12 protein-coding genes are annotated in these 15469 nt (G+C 64.2%); 7 read left to right on the forward strand and 5 right to left on the reverse strand.

Annotated features, from left to right (window positions below):
- Positions 1 to 81 precede the first annotated feature (81 nt).
- A complete protein-coding gene (gene ftrA, locus MesoLj_RS07410; protein ID WP_202325593.1) occupies positions 82 to 1065 on the forward strand; it encodes a transcriptional regulator FtrA in 984 nt (327 codons plus the stop codon).
- 14 nt (positions 1066 to 1079) lie between these two features.
- On the opposite strand, the gene MesoLj_RS07415 is transcribed toward ftrA, so the two are convergent.
- Positions 1080 to 2222 carry a citrate synthase gene (locus tag MesoLj_RS07415; RefSeq protein WP_202325594.1) on the reverse strand — a complete coding sequence of 381 codons (1143 nt, stop codon included), beginning with the start codon at positions 2220 to 2222 and terminating at the stop codon, positions 1080 to 1082.
- Between the two features lie 93 nt (positions 2223 to 2315).
- Here MesoLj_RS07415 and MesoLj_RS07420 point away from each other — a divergent pair, with 93 nt between their 5' ends.
- Both MesoLj_RS07420 and MesoLj_RS07425 read left to right on the forward strand, forming a co-directional pair.
- On the forward strand, positions 2316 to 3404 hold the full coding sequence (locus MesoLj_RS07420; RefSeq protein WP_202325595.1) for a citrate synthase/methylcitrate synthase: 1089 nt from the start codon (positions 2316 to 2318) through the stop codon (positions 3402 to 3404).
- Positions 3405 to 3599: 195 nt separating this feature from the next.
- On the forward strand, positions 3600 to 4730 hold the full coding sequence (locus tag MesoLj_RS07425; RefSeq protein ID WP_140777072.1) for a patatin-like phospholipase family protein: 1131 nt from the start codon (positions 3600 to 3602) through the stop codon (positions 4728 to 4730).
- 37 nt (positions 4731 to 4767) lie between these two features.
- On the opposite strand, the gene MesoLj_RS07430 is transcribed toward MesoLj_RS07425, so the two are convergent.
- Both MesoLj_RS07430 and MesoLj_RS07435 read right to left on the reverse strand, forming a co-directional pair.
- On the reverse strand, positions 4768 to 5760 hold the full coding sequence (locus MesoLj_RS07430) for a methionyl-tRNA formyltransferase (protein WP_202325596.1): 993 nt from the start codon (positions 5758 to 5760) through the stop codon (positions 4768 to 4770).
- 106 nt (positions 5761 to 5866) lie between these two features.
- Positions 5867 to 7321: an aldehyde dehydrogenase family protein gene (locus MesoLj_RS07435; RefSeq protein WP_202325597.1), complete on the reverse strand. Its 1455-nt coding sequence runs from the start codon at positions 7319 to 7321 to the stop codon at positions 5867 to 5869.
- 230 nt (positions 7322 to 7551) lie between these two features.
- Between MesoLj_RS07435 and MesoLj_RS07440 the strand changes: the two genes are divergently transcribed.
- From MesoLj_RS07440 to MesoLj_RS07455, 4 genes are all read left to right on the forward strand, one after another.
- Positions 7552 to 8628, forward strand: a complete 1077-nt coding sequence (locus tag MesoLj_RS07440; RefSeq protein WP_140777066.1) for a helix-turn-helix transcriptional regulator — start codon at positions 7552 to 7554, stop codon at positions 8626 to 8628.
- A gap of 775 nt (positions 8629 to 9403) precedes the next feature.
- Complete coding sequence (locus MesoLj_RS07445) at positions 9404 to 10579, forward strand: efflux RND transporter periplasmic adaptor subunit (RefSeq protein WP_140777065.1); 1176 nt, start codon at positions 9404 to 9406, stop codon at positions 10577 to 10579.
- Positions 10580 to 10656: 77 nt separating this feature from the next.
- A complete protein-coding gene (locus MesoLj_RS07450; protein WP_202325598.1) occupies positions 10657 to 13833 on the forward strand; it encodes an efflux RND transporter permease subunit in 3177 nt (1058 codons plus the stop codon).
- 120 nt (positions 13834 to 13953) lie between these two features.
- Positions 13954 to 14112, forward strand: a complete 159-nt coding sequence (locus MesoLj_RS07455; protein WP_140777061.1) for a DUF3309 family protein — start codon at positions 13954 to 13956, stop codon at positions 14110 to 14112.
- A 69-nt stretch (positions 14113 to 14181) separates the two neighbouring features.
- Here MesoLj_RS07455 and MesoLj_RS07460 read toward each other — a convergent pair whose 3' ends face one another.
- On the reverse strand, positions 14182 to 15141 hold the full coding sequence (locus MesoLj_RS07460) for an SDR family oxidoreductase (RefSeq protein ID WP_202325599.1): 960 nt from the start codon (positions 15139 to 15141) through the stop codon (positions 14182 to 14184).
- A gap of 91 nt (positions 15142 to 15232) precedes the next feature.
- Positions 15233 to 15442, reverse strand: a complete 210-nt coding sequence (locus tag MesoLj_RS07465; RefSeq protein ID WP_140777057.1) for a DUF680 domain-containing protein — start codon at positions 15440 to 15442, stop codon at positions 15233 to 15235.
- Positions 15443 to 15469 lie beyond the last annotated feature (27 nt).

A 15469-nucleotide genomic window follows, 5' to 3' on the forward strand; every position in this document is an offset into this window, starting at 1 on the left:
TCCATCACTTTTGATGGAATCGAGGTAGCGCACCGGGCCAGGCGATTGCAGCTGGCAGCTTTGCCATATATCGTCAAGATCATGCCAAATCTGCCTCTTGCCAATCCGCTGGTCGTTGCCGTCGCCTATGACGGGCTGTGCACGTTCGAGTTCGGCGTGGCGGCCGAGATGTTCGCCTTGCCCAGGCCGGAGATGGGCGCGGATTGGTATCGGTTTGCCGTCGCCGGCATAGATGCCGGCGAAATGCGCGCGATGGGCGGCGTGCGCATCGTCGCCGATGGCGGGCCCGATCTGATCGGCGAGGCCGGCACGGTGATCGTGCCGGGATGGCGCGGTGTGGAGTGTCCGGTGCCGCCCTTGCTGATCGAGGCGCTTCGGGCGGCCAATGAGCGGGGCGCACGCATCCTGTCCATCTGCTCGGGCGTCTTCGTGCTCGCCGCGGCCGGCCTGCTGTCGGGCAAGAAGGCGACCACGCATTGGCGCTATAGCGAGAGACTGAGGGAGATGTATCCCGATATCACGGTGGTTCCTGACGTTTTGTACATCGATGAGGGGAATGTCCTGACATCGGCCGGCAGCGCGGCAGGCATCGACCTGTGCCTGCATCTGGTTAGGCGCGACTTCGGCACCAAGGCCGCCAACATGGTGGCGCGACGGCTGGTCGTGCCGCCGCATCGCGACGGCGGCCAGGCGCAATATGTCGAGAGCTCGGTTCCCGAGCCTCATGAACGCAGCCGGCTCGGACCGTTGATCGACAGGATGCGTGCGGATATTTCCGCCGACTATCCAATTGCCACCCTCGCCGACCTGGCCGGAATGAGCGAGCGGACATTCTTGCGCCGGTTCGCGGCCGCTACCGGTGTCACGCCGGCGCGCTGGCTGCTTTCGGAACGGCTATCGCGGGCGCGCACATTGCTGGAAGACACCGCCATGCCGATCGAGCGGATTGCCGAGACCGCCGGATTTGGCGCGGCGGCGACGCTACGGCATCATTTCCGCCAGCAATTCGCAACGACGCCCGCCGCTTACCGGGCGCGGTTCGGAACCAGTGCCGACCCGGCCTGACGACATCACCGCTGTCAGGGCAGCAATCCCTCATAGCGTCCGCGCGGACGGATGATGCTGCCGCTCACGATCTGTTCGACCATATGGGCGGCCCAGCCGACGCTGCGTCCGAGCGCGAACAGGTGGAACGGCGCATCGCGCGGCAAGCCCAGGCTGCGCGTCAGCACGGCGAGGGCAAAATCGATATTCGCTGGAGCGCCGGTCGCGGCAATGGCGGCGCTTTCCAGCGACCGCAATGTCTCGTCGGTGTTGCCGACGGACGCCAGAAGCGCCGTGGCCCGGGGATCGCCTTCGGGGTAGAGCTGATGGCCGAAACCCGGCAATGGCCGGTCATGGCCGAGCCAGCGCCGGATCGTTGCATCGGCGCCGTGCCGTGCCGCATCTTCGGCGAGGTGCATCACCGCCTCGCCGGCGCCACCATGCCGCGGGCCGGACAGCGTCGTCAGCCCCGCCAGCAGGCAAGCAGCGGGTGAGGCTCCCGTGGAGGCGGCGACGCGAGCCGCGAAGGTCGATGCGTTGAGTTCGTGATCGGCGAGCAGCACGAGGGCGCGCCGGATCGCTTCCGCACCGTCATCGCCGACCGACCAGCCCTGCGCCAGTCGCCGATGCACCGGCTCCGGCCCCGCCTCGGCACCGAGGGCGCCGGCCAACACGCCGATCGCCCGCGCCGCGTCGGCGCATAGCGAGGCGGCGCTGCGTCCAAGCGAAGGCCGCGCATGGCCGGCAAGCAAGGCAAGTTGCGCGAAGGCCGGGCCTCGGCCGAACTGGCGCGACGCATCCGGCGACGGCGCCTCGAAGCGGACCGGTTCAGGCAGGGCCCAAAGCACGGCGGCGGTTTCTTCCAGCGTCGCATGGTCGGACAGCGCAACGGCGTCCCGGCCCCGATAGATGAGTTGCCCGTGCCAGACGGTCGAGATCGCCGTTGCGATCGACGGTTCGCCCCAGGCGATAGCGCTTTCGGCGATGGCAGAGGGGCTGCGCCCGCGCGCCCTTCGCGTTGCCAGCGCGGCGATGTCGTCAGCGCGATATTCGCTGCGGCGCGGGTCGGCACGGTCCGGGCGCATGCCGATGCGACCGCGGCTGACATAGGCGTAGAGCGTCTGCGGCCTCACCCGCAGCCTTTCCAGCGCCTCTTCCCGCGACAACCATTCGGACATGGCGAGCCCTGATATTGATTCTATTGATCAAGATTGATGGTGATCCGGCCTACCCTTATCTCCCACATGGAAAAGCTTCAAGGAGACAAGGCTATGGCGAATGGGCTCGATGATGTGGTGGCGGCCGAAACCGTGCTGTCCGATGTGGATGGTCTGGGCGGCCGGTTGACGATCCGTGGCTATTCGCTGCCGGAACTGGCCGGACGATGGAGTTACCCGCAAGTGGTGCGCCTGCTGCTGGATGGTTTCTTCGACGATCTGCCTGGTGATGCCGAACTGGCGGCGAGACTGGGCGGGGCCCGCGTCGAGGTGTTCGAGCGCCTCCTGCCTTCGCTACCCTTGCTGGCGCCGCTCGAAATCTACAGCGCCATGCGCGCCGGCATGGCGCTGCTGCCGGATGGCGAGACGCTGGCGGACGCCTTGCGGCTGATCGCGGCGCCCGCCGTGCTGACGCCGGCTTTGCTGCGCCTGCAGCGCGGCGAGCAGCCGGTCGCGCCGGACGGCAAGGCCGATCATGCCGCCGACATGCTGAGCATGCTCAATGGCGTCGCGGTATCGCCGGCATTGGCAAAAGCGCTCGACACCTATCTGGTGACCGTCTGCGACCATGGACTCAATGCCTCGACCTTCGCCACCCGTGTCGTCGCCTCGACACTGGCCGGCCTGACCTCGTCGGTGCTGGCCGGGCTCGGCGCGCTCAAGGGGCCGCTGCATGGCGGCGCGCCCGGACCGGTGATCGAGATGCTGGATGCAATCGAGGCGCATGGCGACGCGGCCGGCTGGCTACGCGACGAGATCGCCCATGGCAAGCGCATCATGGGTTTCGGCCACCGCATCTACCGCGTGCGCGATCCGCGTGCCGATCTGCTCAAGGCCGTGGTGCGGCAGCTTGGCGGCGAAGGCGAAACCGGCCGCCGGCTGGCCTTCGCCGAAACGGTCGAGCAAACCGCGCTCGAAGTGCTGCGGATCGCCAAACCGCAGCGCGCGCTGCAGACCAATGTCGAGTTCTATACCGCGCTGGTGCTGGAAGCGGCGGGTTTCCCACCGCGGGCTTTCAGCAATGTCTTCGCCGCGGGCCGTGTTGCCGGCTGGATCGCGCATGCACGGGAGCAGCAGACAACCGGGCGGCTGATCCGTCCGCAATCGCGCTATGTCGGCCCGGTGCCGGATCTCGTCGCCTAACCCATCAAGAGCACGGCCTCTCCACGTCGAAGCGGAGGGGCCTTTCGGCATGAGCGAAATTTCATGTGATCACGCGACCGTGTTCGTGTCTTGCCATGGTCCATCCTTATATGCTGCACTGCAACATAGAGCGACAGCAGCAGCTCTCTCCATTGACGTTGGGGCAGGCTGACGCATCAGGATGACAGGAACGCCATGACGAAGAACGGCAAGGCGGAGGACAAGAAGAAGATCAATATCGCCCTTCAGGGAGGCGGCTCGCACGGCGCCTTTTCCTGGGGTGTGCTCGACCGCCTGCTGGAGGACGGCAGGCTGGAAATATCGGCCGTTTCCGGTACCAGCGCTGGCGCCATGAACGCAGTGGCGCTGGCCGACGGTTTTGTCCGCGGCGGGGTCGAGGGCGCGCGCAGGAAGCTCGATGATTTCTGGCACGCCGTCGCGGCGAAGGGCCGGTTCAGCCCGGTCCAGCGCATGCCGTGGGACGTCGCATGGGGCAACTGGTCGATCGAGAATACGCCAGGCTATGTCTTCTTCGATACGATGTCGCGGGTGTTCTCGCCCTATGTCGCCAACCCGCTTGGCCTCAATCCGCTGCGTGACGTGGTCGCGCAGGAGATCGACTTCGAGAATGTCCGCGCCTGCAAGTCCATGGAACTGTTTATCTCCGCCACCAATGTCGAGACTGGGCAATTGCGGGTCTTTTCCGACGGCGAGATCGACCTCGACACGGTGATGGCCTCGGCATGCCTGCCGCAATTGTTCCGTGCCGTCGAGATCAAGGGCGTACCTTATTGGGACGGCGGCTATGGCGGAAATCCGGCGCTCTATCCGTTCTTCAAGACAGCGGCGACCGAGGATGTGCTCCTGGTGCAGATCAACCCCGTGGTACGCGAGGGAACACCGAGGAGCGCCAACGAGATCCAGAACCGCATCGACGAGATCACCTTCAATGCGGGGCTGTTGCGCGAATTCCGCTCGATCGCCTTCGTCAAGGAATTGATCGCCGCCGGTCGCCTGCCGCATGGCGAATACCGCGACATCCGCATGCACCGCATCGATGCCGACGAGGCGTTCAAGGACTTGTCGGCGTCATCGAAGGTCAATGCCGAATGGGCGTTCCTGACCTATTTGCGCGATCTTGGCCGCACCGCTGCCAGCGACTGGCTGGAGGAGAATTACGACGCCGTCGGCAGCCATGCCACGCTCGACCTCTCCGGTGAACTCGATGACGGCTTCAAGCCGGTGCGAGGTCCCGCACCAGGCCGTCGGGTCAAGGAATTCCTCGCCGTGCGCAAGAACCCGGAGGCCGAGCGCCGCCGGGCCTGAACTCGCCGGCGCTCGCTGTTTTTGATAGCGCCGGCGATCAAGCGTCGGCGACGTCCTTCTCGACCTTGGCGGGCGATGCAGGCTTGGCAGCCGGGGCGTCGGTGCCCAGTTTCGAACCGGCGAGCAGGCCTTTCGACTTCGCGAACTCGGCGCCGGACATCTTTGTCCCGGCCTCGGTGCGCACCTTGAAGATTTCCAGATTACCGCCCTGGACGGTGACCTGCAGGCTCTTGTCGCCGACCCAGCTGATCTCGCCGGGCTTGCCCACCACATCGGCGAACTTGCGCGCTGAGTGCTTCCTGACTTCGAACAAGCGGATCTTTTCGCCATCCACCGTGGTCCAGGCGCCCGGTGCGGGATCGCAGCCGCGAATGAGATTGTGGATGGTGTCGATATGGCTGTTCCAATTGATTTTCGCCTCGGCGTCCTTGCACCAGCCCTCATAGCTCGCCTGGGATTCGTCCTGGGGGATTTCCTGGTGCCGTCCCGAGACGACGAGATCGGAGGCATCGAGCATGGCCTGAACGCCGAGCGGAAAGAGCCGGTCGAAATAGACCGTTCCCAGCGTGTCCTCGGGACCAATGCCAACCGTCACCTGCAGCAGGATCGGACCTTCATCGAGGCCATCGGTCGGCCGGAAGATGGTCAGGCCGGTCTGGCCGTCGCCCTTGATCAGCGGCCAGTTGATCGAGCTCGGGCCACGGTACTTAGGCAGCAGCGAAGGATGATACTGGATGGTGCCGTGCTTCGGAATGTTGACGAAGGTCTGCGGGGCGAACTGCAAAACGTAAGCCATGACCGCGAGCTCGACGTCGAGCTCGCGCAACGCGGTCTCGGCCGCTTCGCCCTTGAGGCTTGGCAGCTGGAACAGCTTCAGTCCATGCTCTTCCGCTGCAAGGCGCAGCGGATCGGGCCTGGAGCCGGGTTTTTCCGGGGCGCAAAAAACGCCTGCGATGTCGTCGCCGCGCGCCAGGAAGGCCTCGAGCACGCTTTTGCCGAAGGCCTGCTGTCCGATGATTGCAATGCGCATGATGGTTTTCCTTATGCGTTGGACAAAGTTCGGGTGAACCCTCGCAGCCCAGCGTCGCGAAGGTGGATGTCGGTTCGAAACGTGAGGCTTCAGGTCGGCCGGAGGATCACTTGCCGGTCTGGATCCATACGACCTTCTGCTCGGTGAAATTCTCGATGGCCGCGTCGCCATGTTCGCGGCCGAAACCGGAATCGCGCGAGCCGCCCCAGGGCAAGCGGATATCGGTCGGGCCGTAGGTGTTGACCCAGACCGTGCCGGCCTTCAGTTCCCTCGCGAAGCGATGCACACGGCCGATGTCGCTGCTCCAGATGCCGGCCGCCAGGCTGTAGACGGTGCCGTTGGCGAGACGCAGGGCGTCAGCCTCATCGGTGAATTTGATGACTGTCGCGACCGGGCCGAAAATCTCTTCCTGAGAAATCCGCATCTGGTGCCCGACATTGGCGAACACCGTTGGCTTGACGAAATAGCCGACATCGCCGTGGCGGCTGCCGCCGGTCACCAGCGAGGCGCCTTCGTTGCGGCCGATCTCGATATAGTCCAGCACGCGCTTCATCTGAACTTCGGAGACCAGCGGACCCATCGCCGTCGAGGTCTCTTGCGGATTGCCGATGCGGGTGGATTCGGCGCGAGCGGCCAGCCGCTGGACGACCTCGTCATAGATGGATTCATGCGCCAGGATGCGCGAACCGGCCGAGCAAACCTGGCCGGTGTTGAAGAAGATGCCGGAGCCGGCGGCCTTGACCGCGGCGTCGAGGTCGGCGTCAGGGAAGATGATGTTGGCGGACTTGCCGCCGAGTTCCAGCGTCACGCGCTTGAGATTGCCCGAGGCGCCTTGCAGGATCTGGCGGCCGACGACCGGCGAGCCGGTGAAGGTGATCTTGTCGACGTCGGGATGATCAACGAGGGCCTGGCCGGCGATTTTGCCGAAGCCCGGAACGACGTTGAGGACACCTGCAGGGAAGCCGGCTTCGAGCGCCAGCTCGCCGATCTTGAGCGCCGTCAGCGGCGTCACCTCGGCGGGCTTCAGCACCACGGTGCAGCCGCAGGCGAGCGCAGGCGCGATCTTCCACATGCCGATCATCAGCGGGAAGTTCCAGGGAATGATCGCGGCGACGACGCCGAGCGGCTCGCGCACCGTGTAGGTCAAGGCATCGGTACGGGCGGGAATGACCTGACCATTTATCTTGTCGGCCATGCCTGCATAGTAGGTCAGCGTATCGAGCACCGCCGGCAGGTCCTGACGGCGGATGGCCGAGACCGGCTTGCCGGAATCGAGGCTCTCCAGATCGACCAACTCGTCCTCGTCGCGCCGGATGAGGTCCGCGAGCTTCAGCATCAGCAGGCCGCGATCGGCGGCGCGCATGCGCTTCCATGGACCTTCGAAGGCGGCGCGGGCTGAGCGTACGGCGGCATCGATATCGTCCACGCCCGCCTCGGCGACCTTGGCGATGACTTCCCCGGTGGCGGGGTTCAGCGTCTCGAAGGTACGACCGGACAATGCCGCCACGCGGCGTCCGTCAATGAGGAGATTGTGCGTCTGGTCGGAAGCTCGGGTGAGCATGCGGCATTTCTCCCAATATATGAACTTGATTGCATATGTGGCCGGTGAGGCCGCGACCTGCTCTGTCGCAACGAAACCTACATCTCAGCTAAATCACTGGGAATATGATATTTATTGCCTATCATCACAGGCAAAGATATGAAGGACGGTTCCTATCTCGTAGCGATTGTAGATATGATTGTGAGTTCATATCTCTGATCTACTGCAAGCTCCTGGAGGAGGCGGGTTATATGATCCAGATCGAAATCGATCCGGTATGGCGCTTCAGGCGGCGCGAGGATGCGCAGTCGCTGCAAATCATGCTGGACTTCCTCGCCGAAATACGCGCGACGGGAAAGATCACGTCGGCGGCCGACAAGGCGCATATCTCGTATCGGCACGCCTGGAACCTGATCGAGAAATGGTCCGCTTTCTTCAACATGCCGCTGGTGGTGCGCAAGCAAGGCAGCGGCACCAGCCTGACGCCGTTCGGCGACAAGCTGGTCTGGGCCGGCCAAAGGCTGGAAGCCCGCCTTCGTCCGTTGCTGCAGAACCTGTCGCAGGAACTGGAGACCGAGATCAACCAGATGTTGCCGCACGGCCCGCTGATCCTGCGGGTTCATGCGAGTCATGGCTTCGCGGTGCCAAAGCTGCGCGAGATCCTTAGCCGCGAGCCCGATATCGGCGTCGACTTCCGCTATGTCAGCAACCAGAATTCCCTGGCCTCGCTTGCCCACGATGGCTGCGATCTGGCCGGCCTGCACCTGCCACAGGGCGAGTTGCGTAAACGCGCGATCGCCGCCAGCAAGGGCTGGCTGACGCCCAGCATCCATCGCGTCATCAGTTTCGTGACGCGCGAAATGGGCCTTATGGTCCGACGCGGCAATCCGCTTGGCATCACCTCGCTGGAACGGTTGCTCGATCCGTCGATCCGCTTCGTCAACCGCGATCCGGATTCAGGAACCAGGCTGCTGTTCGAGCAATTGCTGGCGCAGCACGGGCTGGATGGGATGCGCATCAATGGCTACGAGCATTCCGAATTCACCCATGCCGCGGTTGCCGCCTATGTCGCCAGCGACCTGGCTGACGTGGCCTTCGGTGTGGAGGCCGCCGCGCGGCAGTTCGGGCTCGATTTCGTACGGGTGCTGACCGAGGATTATTTCTTCGTCTGCAAGAAGCAGATCCTCGAAGTGGAAGCCGTCCAGCGGGTGCTGTCGATCATGCGCGGCGAGGAGTTCCATGCCGCCATTTCGCAACTGCCGGGCTATCGCGTGAAGGATGCCGGATCGATCAAGACGATCAGTGAGGTTTTTCGAAAATCGGAATAGCGGATAGGGCGATCCGGCACTGCGACAACCTTCGCGTGTGACGGATGCTTCATCATGCTGACGCCTGCTGCCACCCACGTGCCGAAGATGCAGCGCGGTGTTGCCGAACCGACGAGCCGAACGACAGACGCCACTCCAGCGAATGGCACGGAAGACCGTTCGGATTTCCGCGGTCGCACCACGCCCGTTGTCCGGTCGCGAGCCGATAGGTTCCACCGATCCCGGATGTTCCCGAACAGGGCACATCGAGGTTGCCGACGCCAGGTTCCGTGGCAACGAAACCGGCCTCAGGCGATCCCGGCCTGATTGGTTTGCTCCGCCATTTGGCGAGCAATTCCAATGCATTGAACAAGCGCCCCGAGGCGGGGGGTAGTATCGTTCACCAACCGAAAACGATTTGGCTCGTCGGTCTGAATTCGCGTCCAGATTCAGGAATCTGCGCATGGCGGCGGCGTTATTTGAGGGGCGTCGCGTTGCCCGTCGGCAATGGCAGACCGGCCGTTCGGGGTTGGTCATGAGGGAGAGGTTGTGAGCCGACTGCCAAGTCCGCTGAACTGGTATTTTAGCGGATCAACAACAGTTTCGCGGCGGCCACGCCTTGTCCGGTCACGCAATGCTGCTGCAACTTTCGGACTATATTGCGGTGCAACTTTGATGTAGAAGCGCCCTCGCCGATCACGGCAATTTGAACACGGTCAGGCGCGCACCCATATCGGCGACGCGCCCGCGTCATGAAGGCGCGGCGCTGGCCGAACCCGCAACGGAAAAAACGACGATGCCTAGAATCAGGTTTCACAAGCTTGCAGCCATTGTTGTGCTCATCGGCTTCGCGGCCTGGATGGCGACAGGCGAATTCTCGTCGGTCGGAAGCGTCGCGGCGAACAAGGCAAAGGCGGCCGAAGTCGAGCAGGGCAAGGCACCAGACGCGGGCAAGCCGAAGACGGCGGAAGCCGAACCGAAAGCACCGTTGCGCACCGTCGCGGTGGTGACGCCGCCGCGCAAGACCTACGCGCGGGCCATCCGCATTTCAGGCCTGACCGAGGCCGACAAGCGCGCTGTGCTGGCAACCCGTGTCGGCGGCGTCATCGACAAGCTGCCGGTCAGCCAGGGCCAGCACGTCAAGACGGGTGATCTGGTGCTGATGCTGGCGGCGGAAGAGAAGATCTCCAATGTCGACAACGCCAAGCAGTTGCTGGCGCAGCGCAAGGCCGAGCTCGATGCCGCGGAGCGGCTGGCCAAGACCGGCAATTTGCCCAAGCTGCAGCTCGACACCGCCCGCTCCAACCTGACCCAGGCGCAGTCCCAACTGGATACCGCGCAGGCCGAACTCGACCGCAACGAAGTAAAGGCGCCGTTCGACGGCGTTATCGACCGGGTGCCGGTGGAACTCGGCAGCTCCGTCATGCAGGGCAGCGAGGTGGCGACCATCCTCAAGCTCGATCCGGTGATCGCCCGCGGCGAGATCAGCGAGCGCGACCTCGGCTATCTCAAGATCGGTGACAAGGCCAAAGTGCGGCTGGTCAGCGGCCAGACCGTCGAAGGCACCGTGCGCTATATCAGCCGCGACGCCTCGTCGGCGACCCGCACCTTCCGTGTCGAGGTCGCCATCCCCAATGCCGACGGTTCCGTACCGGCCGGCATGACGGCGGAAATCCAGCTCAGCGCGTTGCCGACCGATGCGGTTCTGCTGCCGCGCTCGGTGGTGACGCTGGGCGACAAGGGCGATCTGGGTATCCGCGCCGTCGGCAAGGACAACAAGGTGGCGTTCTTCCCGATCGACCTGGTCGACGACACGCCGACCGGTCTGGTGCTTGGCGGAATCCCGGCCGACGCACGCATCATCGTTGCCGGCCAGGAACTGGTGAAGGAAGGCGATGAGGTCAATCCGGTCGAGGCCGACCAGGCGACCATCAACAAGCTGATCGGCGAAGCCACCGCCGGCACGCAGTAGCGCGGGGGCGACGATGCCGGACCTTCCGGCGACAGACGTCCGTTCGCCACGTCCGAAAGCAACCGCAGGCATAAGTCATGGATATCGTCAGACTCGCAATCAACAATGCCCGCCTGACCATCTCGGTCCTGGTCTTCCTGCTGATCGCAGGCTGGGTCGCCTATCAGTCGACGCCGAAGGAAGCGGAACCCGACGTTCCGATTCCGATGATGTATGTCAGCCTGATCTATCAAGGTATTTCGCCGGAGGATTCCGAGCGCCTCCTGTTGCGGCCAATGGAAAGCAAGCTGAAAAGCCTGAAGGGCCTCAAGGAAATGCGCTCGGCCGCCTTCCAGGGCGGCGGCTACGTGCTGGTCGAGTTCCAGCCGCAGACCAATCTGGCGACGGCGCTGCAGGACACACGCTCCAAGGTGCAGGACGGCAAGGCCGACCTGCCGCAGGCGGCCGAGGAACCGGTGGTCACCGAAGTCAACATCTCCGAATTTCCGGTGCTCGTCGTCACGCTGTCGGGCGAATTGCCCGAGCGTGTGCTGGCGGCGGCCGCACGCGAGTTGCGCGACCGCATCGAAGAGGTGCCCGGCGTTCTGGAAGGCTCGCTGCAGGGCTCACGCGACGATCTCGTCGAAGTCGTCATCGATCCGATGAAACTATCGTCCTACGGCTTGCAACTCGAGCAGCTGATCGGGGCGGTGGGCGCCTCCAACAGCCTGGTCGCCGCCGGCAACATCGAAGGGTCGCAGGGCAAATACGCGGTCAAGGTGCCATCGCTTATCGAGACGCCTGAGGATGTGGCGGCGCTGCCGGTGGTCGCCGGTCCCAATGCGGTGGTGCAGGCCAAGGATATCGCGACGATCCGTTCGACCTTCGCCGATGCCGACACGATCACGCGCCTCAACGGCAAGCCGGCCATCGCCATCGAGGTGAAGAAGCGCATCGGCGCCAATCTGATCGACACGCTCACCAAGGTGAGGGCGGTGTCCGACGCCTTCGTCAAGACGATGCCCGAGGGGATGCACGTCACCTACACGCAGGACAAGTCGGTCTTCGTCAACCAGTTGCTGGGAGACCTGCAGAACCACGTGATGATCGCCGTCATCCTGGTGTTCATCGTCATCCTCTACGCGCTGTCCGGCCGTGCCTCGCTGCTCATTGGCCTGGCCATCCCGTCATCCTTCCTGATCGGCATCCTGCTGCTCGCGATGATGGGCTACACGATCAACATGATCGTGCTGTTCAGCCTCATCCTGGCCGTAGGCATGCTGGTCGACGATGCCATCATCGTCACCGAATTCGCCGAACGGCGGATGAGCGAAGGCATGCCGAAGCAGGAAGCCTTCGCGCTCGCCGCCAAGCGCATGGCCGGTCCCGTCATCGCGGCGACGATGACACGCATCGCCGCCTTCTCGCCATTGCTGTTCTGGCCGGGCATCATCGGCGACTTCATGAAGTACATGCCGATCACGCTGATCGTCACGCTGTCGGCGTCGATGCTCTATGCGCTGGTCTTCGCTCCGACGCTGGGAGCGATCTTCGCAAAGGCGCCGGAACATCACGCGGATGACAATCGCGATGGCTGGTACATGGCTGTCGTCAAGCAAGCGGTGCGCTTCCCCATCACCGTGATGGTGCTCACCGTGGTCCTGCTGGCCGGCATCTTCGTCGGTTATTCGAAGTATGGCGCCGGCGTCGAGTTCTTCCCGAGTGTCGAACCGGATTACGGCCTGCTCTACGTGCATGCCCGCGGCAATCTTTCGCTGGCCGAAATGGATACGGCGACCAAGATCGCCGAAAACAGGCTGCTTGGCTGGCCCGGCATCAAATCGGTCTACACCCGCGTCGGCAAGACGCAGGGCGGCGGCCAGGACGTCCCGGAAGATGTGGTCGGCGTCATCCAGTACGAATTCATCGACTGGCGTGAACGCAAATCGGCGAACCAGATCCTGAACGATCTGCGCGGCGTCATGGCCGGCATCCCGGGTGTCGACGTCGAGGTTCGCGTGCCGGAAGCCGGCCCGCCGACCGGCAAGCCGATCCAGATCAGGCTTTCGGCCATCGACCCGGCCGGCCTTGACGACAAGGCGCGTGCGGTGGCGGCGCGGATCGCCAAGGTTCCCGGCGTCATCGACATTTCCGATGGCCTGCCGCCACCCGGCGTCGACTGGGCTCTCGAGGTCGACCGTGCCAAGGCTGCCCAATACGGCATCAGTCCGACCTCGGTTGGAACGGTGGTGCAGCTCGTCACCAACGGTTTGAAGCTGTCGGAATACCGGCCTGCCGGCGCCGACAAGGCGGTCGACATCCGGCTGCGCTTGCCGGAGGACCGGCGCACGCTGTCGACGCTCGACGAGCTCAGGGTGCAGACCGCGCAAGGTTCGGTGCCGATCTCGAACTTCGTCGTCCGCAAGGCAAAGCCCAGCGTCGGTATCCTCAACCGCATCGACGGCGCCCGCACCGTGGTGGTGCAGGCCAACGTCGCCGCCGGCGCCCAGGTCGCCGCCGTGCAGCAAGAGGTAACCCAGGCCGTCACCGACATGAACCTCGGCAGCGGCATCCGCTGGAAGCTGGCCGGCTCGAACGAGGACAGCGCGGAAGCCAGCGCCTTCCTCAGCAAGGCCTTCGGTGCCGCGATCTTCCTGATCTTCCTGGTGCTGCTGGCGCAGTTCAACAAGTTCACCAGCGTCTGGCTGGTGCTGTCCTGCGTGGTCATGGCGACGATCGGCGTGTTCCTCGGGCTGCTGATAACAGGCGAGACGTTCGGTATCGTCATGTCGGGCATCGGCGTCATCGCGCTTGCCGGCGTGGTGGTGAACAACAACATCGTGCTGATCGACACCTATGACCGGCTGCGTGAAGAAGGCTGGGACAAGATGGACGCCGTGCTGCAGACCTGCCGCGAGCGCGCGCGACCGGTGGTGCTGACGGCGGTGTCGGCCATCCTCGGCGTGTTGCCGATCGCTTTCGGCCTTGGCCTGGAAATCTTCCATCACGAGACGACGATCAACGCGCCGTCGACGCAGTGGTGGATTTCGCTGTCGTCGGCGATTGTCTTCGGCCTGTCCTTCGCCACGGTGCTGACGCTGGTGGTGACGCCGTCGATGCTGATGGTGTTCACCCGCGCCAAGGTCAAGCCCGGCGCGCGGCGCGGCCTATTCAGCCGGCTGTTCCGGCGCGGCAAGGGCGAGATCTCGTCGGACGCGCCGACGGCGGATGCCGGCGAGGAACCCGCGATCGCCTTCCCGAAAGCCGCCGAGTAGGCAGGCTTCCTGATCTGACCGGCAAAGGCCGCCCGGAACAACCGGGCGGCCTTTTGCATTTTCCCTCTACGAGCAATGCGAAGCGTTGTCTCGGGAACAACGCAGAGCGGGGAATATCTCATGCCGATCAGCACTCTTGTCATCGTCGTCCTGATCCTTGTCCTCATCGGAGCGGTGCCGGCCTGGCCGCACTCGCGCTCCTGGGGCTATGGACCGTCGGGCATTATCGGCGTGGTGCTGGTGGTGGTTCTGGTGTTGCTGCTGATGGGGCGACTCTGAGGCGCCTTTTTGGTTCGCCGAGACGCCTCTCAGCGTGAAGAGAAGGGCGGGCATGGCCCGCCGACTGCCTCAGGCCGCTTTCGACGTGCCCTTCACGGTGGCGATGCCGATATCCTCGAGGGCTTGGGCGATCGCCTGATCGAGTGGCGTGTGCGGGATTTCGCCGATGATGCCTTCCAGCCGCGTCGAGGCCAGTTGGTGCGGTTCGAAGCGCAGATAGGACATCGAGATGATCTCGCGCCACATCGCCACGAACGGGCTGCCGGCCCGCAATACCCACCAGGGCATCGAGGTCATCTTGAGCGACCGGCCGAGCGCCTTCTCGGCAGCGGCCTTGATCTCGATATCGGTGACCGGGTGGCCGGGAAAATTCAGCGCCTCGTAGGAGCCGAGCTTGTCGAGATTCCTCGCCAGCGCCACGAAGCCGACGGCGAAGTCCGGCAGATAGGCCCACTCATGCACGAGGTCGGCGGGACCAGGCGCGGTGTAGAGGCCCTTGCTGATCTTGGCGGCGACGACCAGGTCGAACCATGAGCCGCTGCCGGTGCCGCCGAAGAAGTCGCCGGCGCGCAGCACAATGGTGCGCACCCGGCCAGACTCGGCCTCGCGGCGGAACAGATCCTCCATGGCGCAGCGGATGCGGCCCTTCTCCGTCGTCGGGTGGAACGGCGTGTCTTCCGTGATCACCGCCGGCATAGGCGAGCCGTAATTGTAGACGGTGCCGGGGAACAGATGCATCGCGTTGTTGGCGTGGCAGGCGGCCATGACGTTTTCGGCCATCGGCAGGCATTTGCCCCAGTCGGTGTAGATCGGGTTGAGGCCATTGAAGATGATATCGACGCCTTCGGTGGCGCGGATCAGCGATTGGCGGTCCAGCGCATCGCCGGCAACCGCCGTGGCGCCTTCGAGTTCGGCCGGTACCTTGCCGGTGCGGGTGACGGTGCGGACGTCGAAGCCGGCGTCGATGAAGGCTTTGGCAACCACGCGGCCGAGCCGGCCATTGGCGCCGAGAATTGCGATCTTGGTCATTGTTCGTCTCCTTGTTTGCTCTGAAGCGACAGGTTTGTTCCGAAGCGACGGGACGAGCCCGCCGCTTTCAGGATCGTTCGAGAACCGCCCTTCAGCGGTTGCCGAACAGGTTGCGGTCGGCGCCCTGGATGACCGGTTGCTGATCGGCGGTCCCGGACTTCTCGATGGACGTGGTGATCATGCTGTCGGCGCTGGTGGTGGCGGGCTGTTTGGTATCGTTCGAGCCGAACTTGTCGCTGCCGGCAAAAGCAGTGCCGGCGGCGATGAGGAGGGCGGCGGCGGTGAGTGCGATCTTGGTCATTTGAATTCTCCTGGTTGGTGTTTGCAG

It is taken from the genome of Mesorhizobium sp. 113-3-9 (assembly GCF_016756515.1).
Classification (GTDB): domain Bacteria; phylum Pseudomonadota; class Alphaproteobacteria; order Rhizobiales; family Rhizobiaceae; genus Mesorhizobium.

Bases quoted from the DNA above. Each gene is read 5' to 3' on its own strand.
- ftrA (WP_202325593.1), top strand. From the start codon at position 82: ATGCCAAATCTGCCTCTTGCCAATCCGCTGGTCGTTGCCGTCGCCTAT.
- MesoLj_RS07415 (WP_202325594.1), bottom strand. From the start codon at position 2,222: ATGTCCGAATGGTTGTCGCGGGAAGAGGCGCTGGAAAGGCTGCGGGTG.
- MesoLj_RS07420 (WP_202325595.1), top strand. From the start codon at position 2,316: ATGGCGAATGGGCTCGATGATGTGGTGGCGGCCGAAACCGTGCTGTCC.
- MesoLj_RS07425 (WP_140777072.1), top strand. From the start codon at position 3,600: ATGACGAAGAACGGCAAGGCGGAGGACAAGAAGAAGATCAATATCGCC.
- MesoLj_RS07430 (WP_202325596.1), bottom strand. From the start codon at position 5,760: ATGCGCATTGCAATCATCGGACAGCAGGCCTTCGGCAAAAGCGTGCTC.
- MesoLj_RS07435 (WP_202325597.1), bottom strand. From the start codon at position 7,321: ATGCTCACCCGAGCTTCCGACCAGACGCACAATCTCCTCATTGACGGA.
- MesoLj_RS07440 (WP_140777066.1), top strand. From the start codon at position 7,552: ATGATCCAGATCGAAATCGATCCGGTATGGCGCTTCAGGCGGCGCGAG.
- MesoLj_RS07445 (WP_140777065.1), top strand. From the start codon at position 9,404: ATGCCTAGAATCAGGTTTCACAAGCTTGCAGCCATTGTTGTGCTCATC.
- MesoLj_RS07450 (WP_202325598.1), top strand. From the start codon at position 10,657: ATGGATATCGTCAGACTCGCAATCAACAATGCCCGCCTGACCATCTCG.
- MesoLj_RS07455 (WP_140777061.1), top strand. From the start codon at position 13,954: ATGCCGATCAGCACTCTTGTCATCGTCGTCCTGATCCTTGTCCTCATC.
- MesoLj_RS07460 (WP_202325599.1), bottom strand. From the start codon at position 15,141: ATGACCAAGATCGCAATTCTCGGCGCCAATGGCCGGCTCGGCCGCGTG.
- MesoLj_RS07465 (WP_140777057.1), bottom strand. From the start codon at position 15,442: ATGACCAAGATCGCACTCACCGCCGCCGCCCTCCTCATCGCCGCCGGC.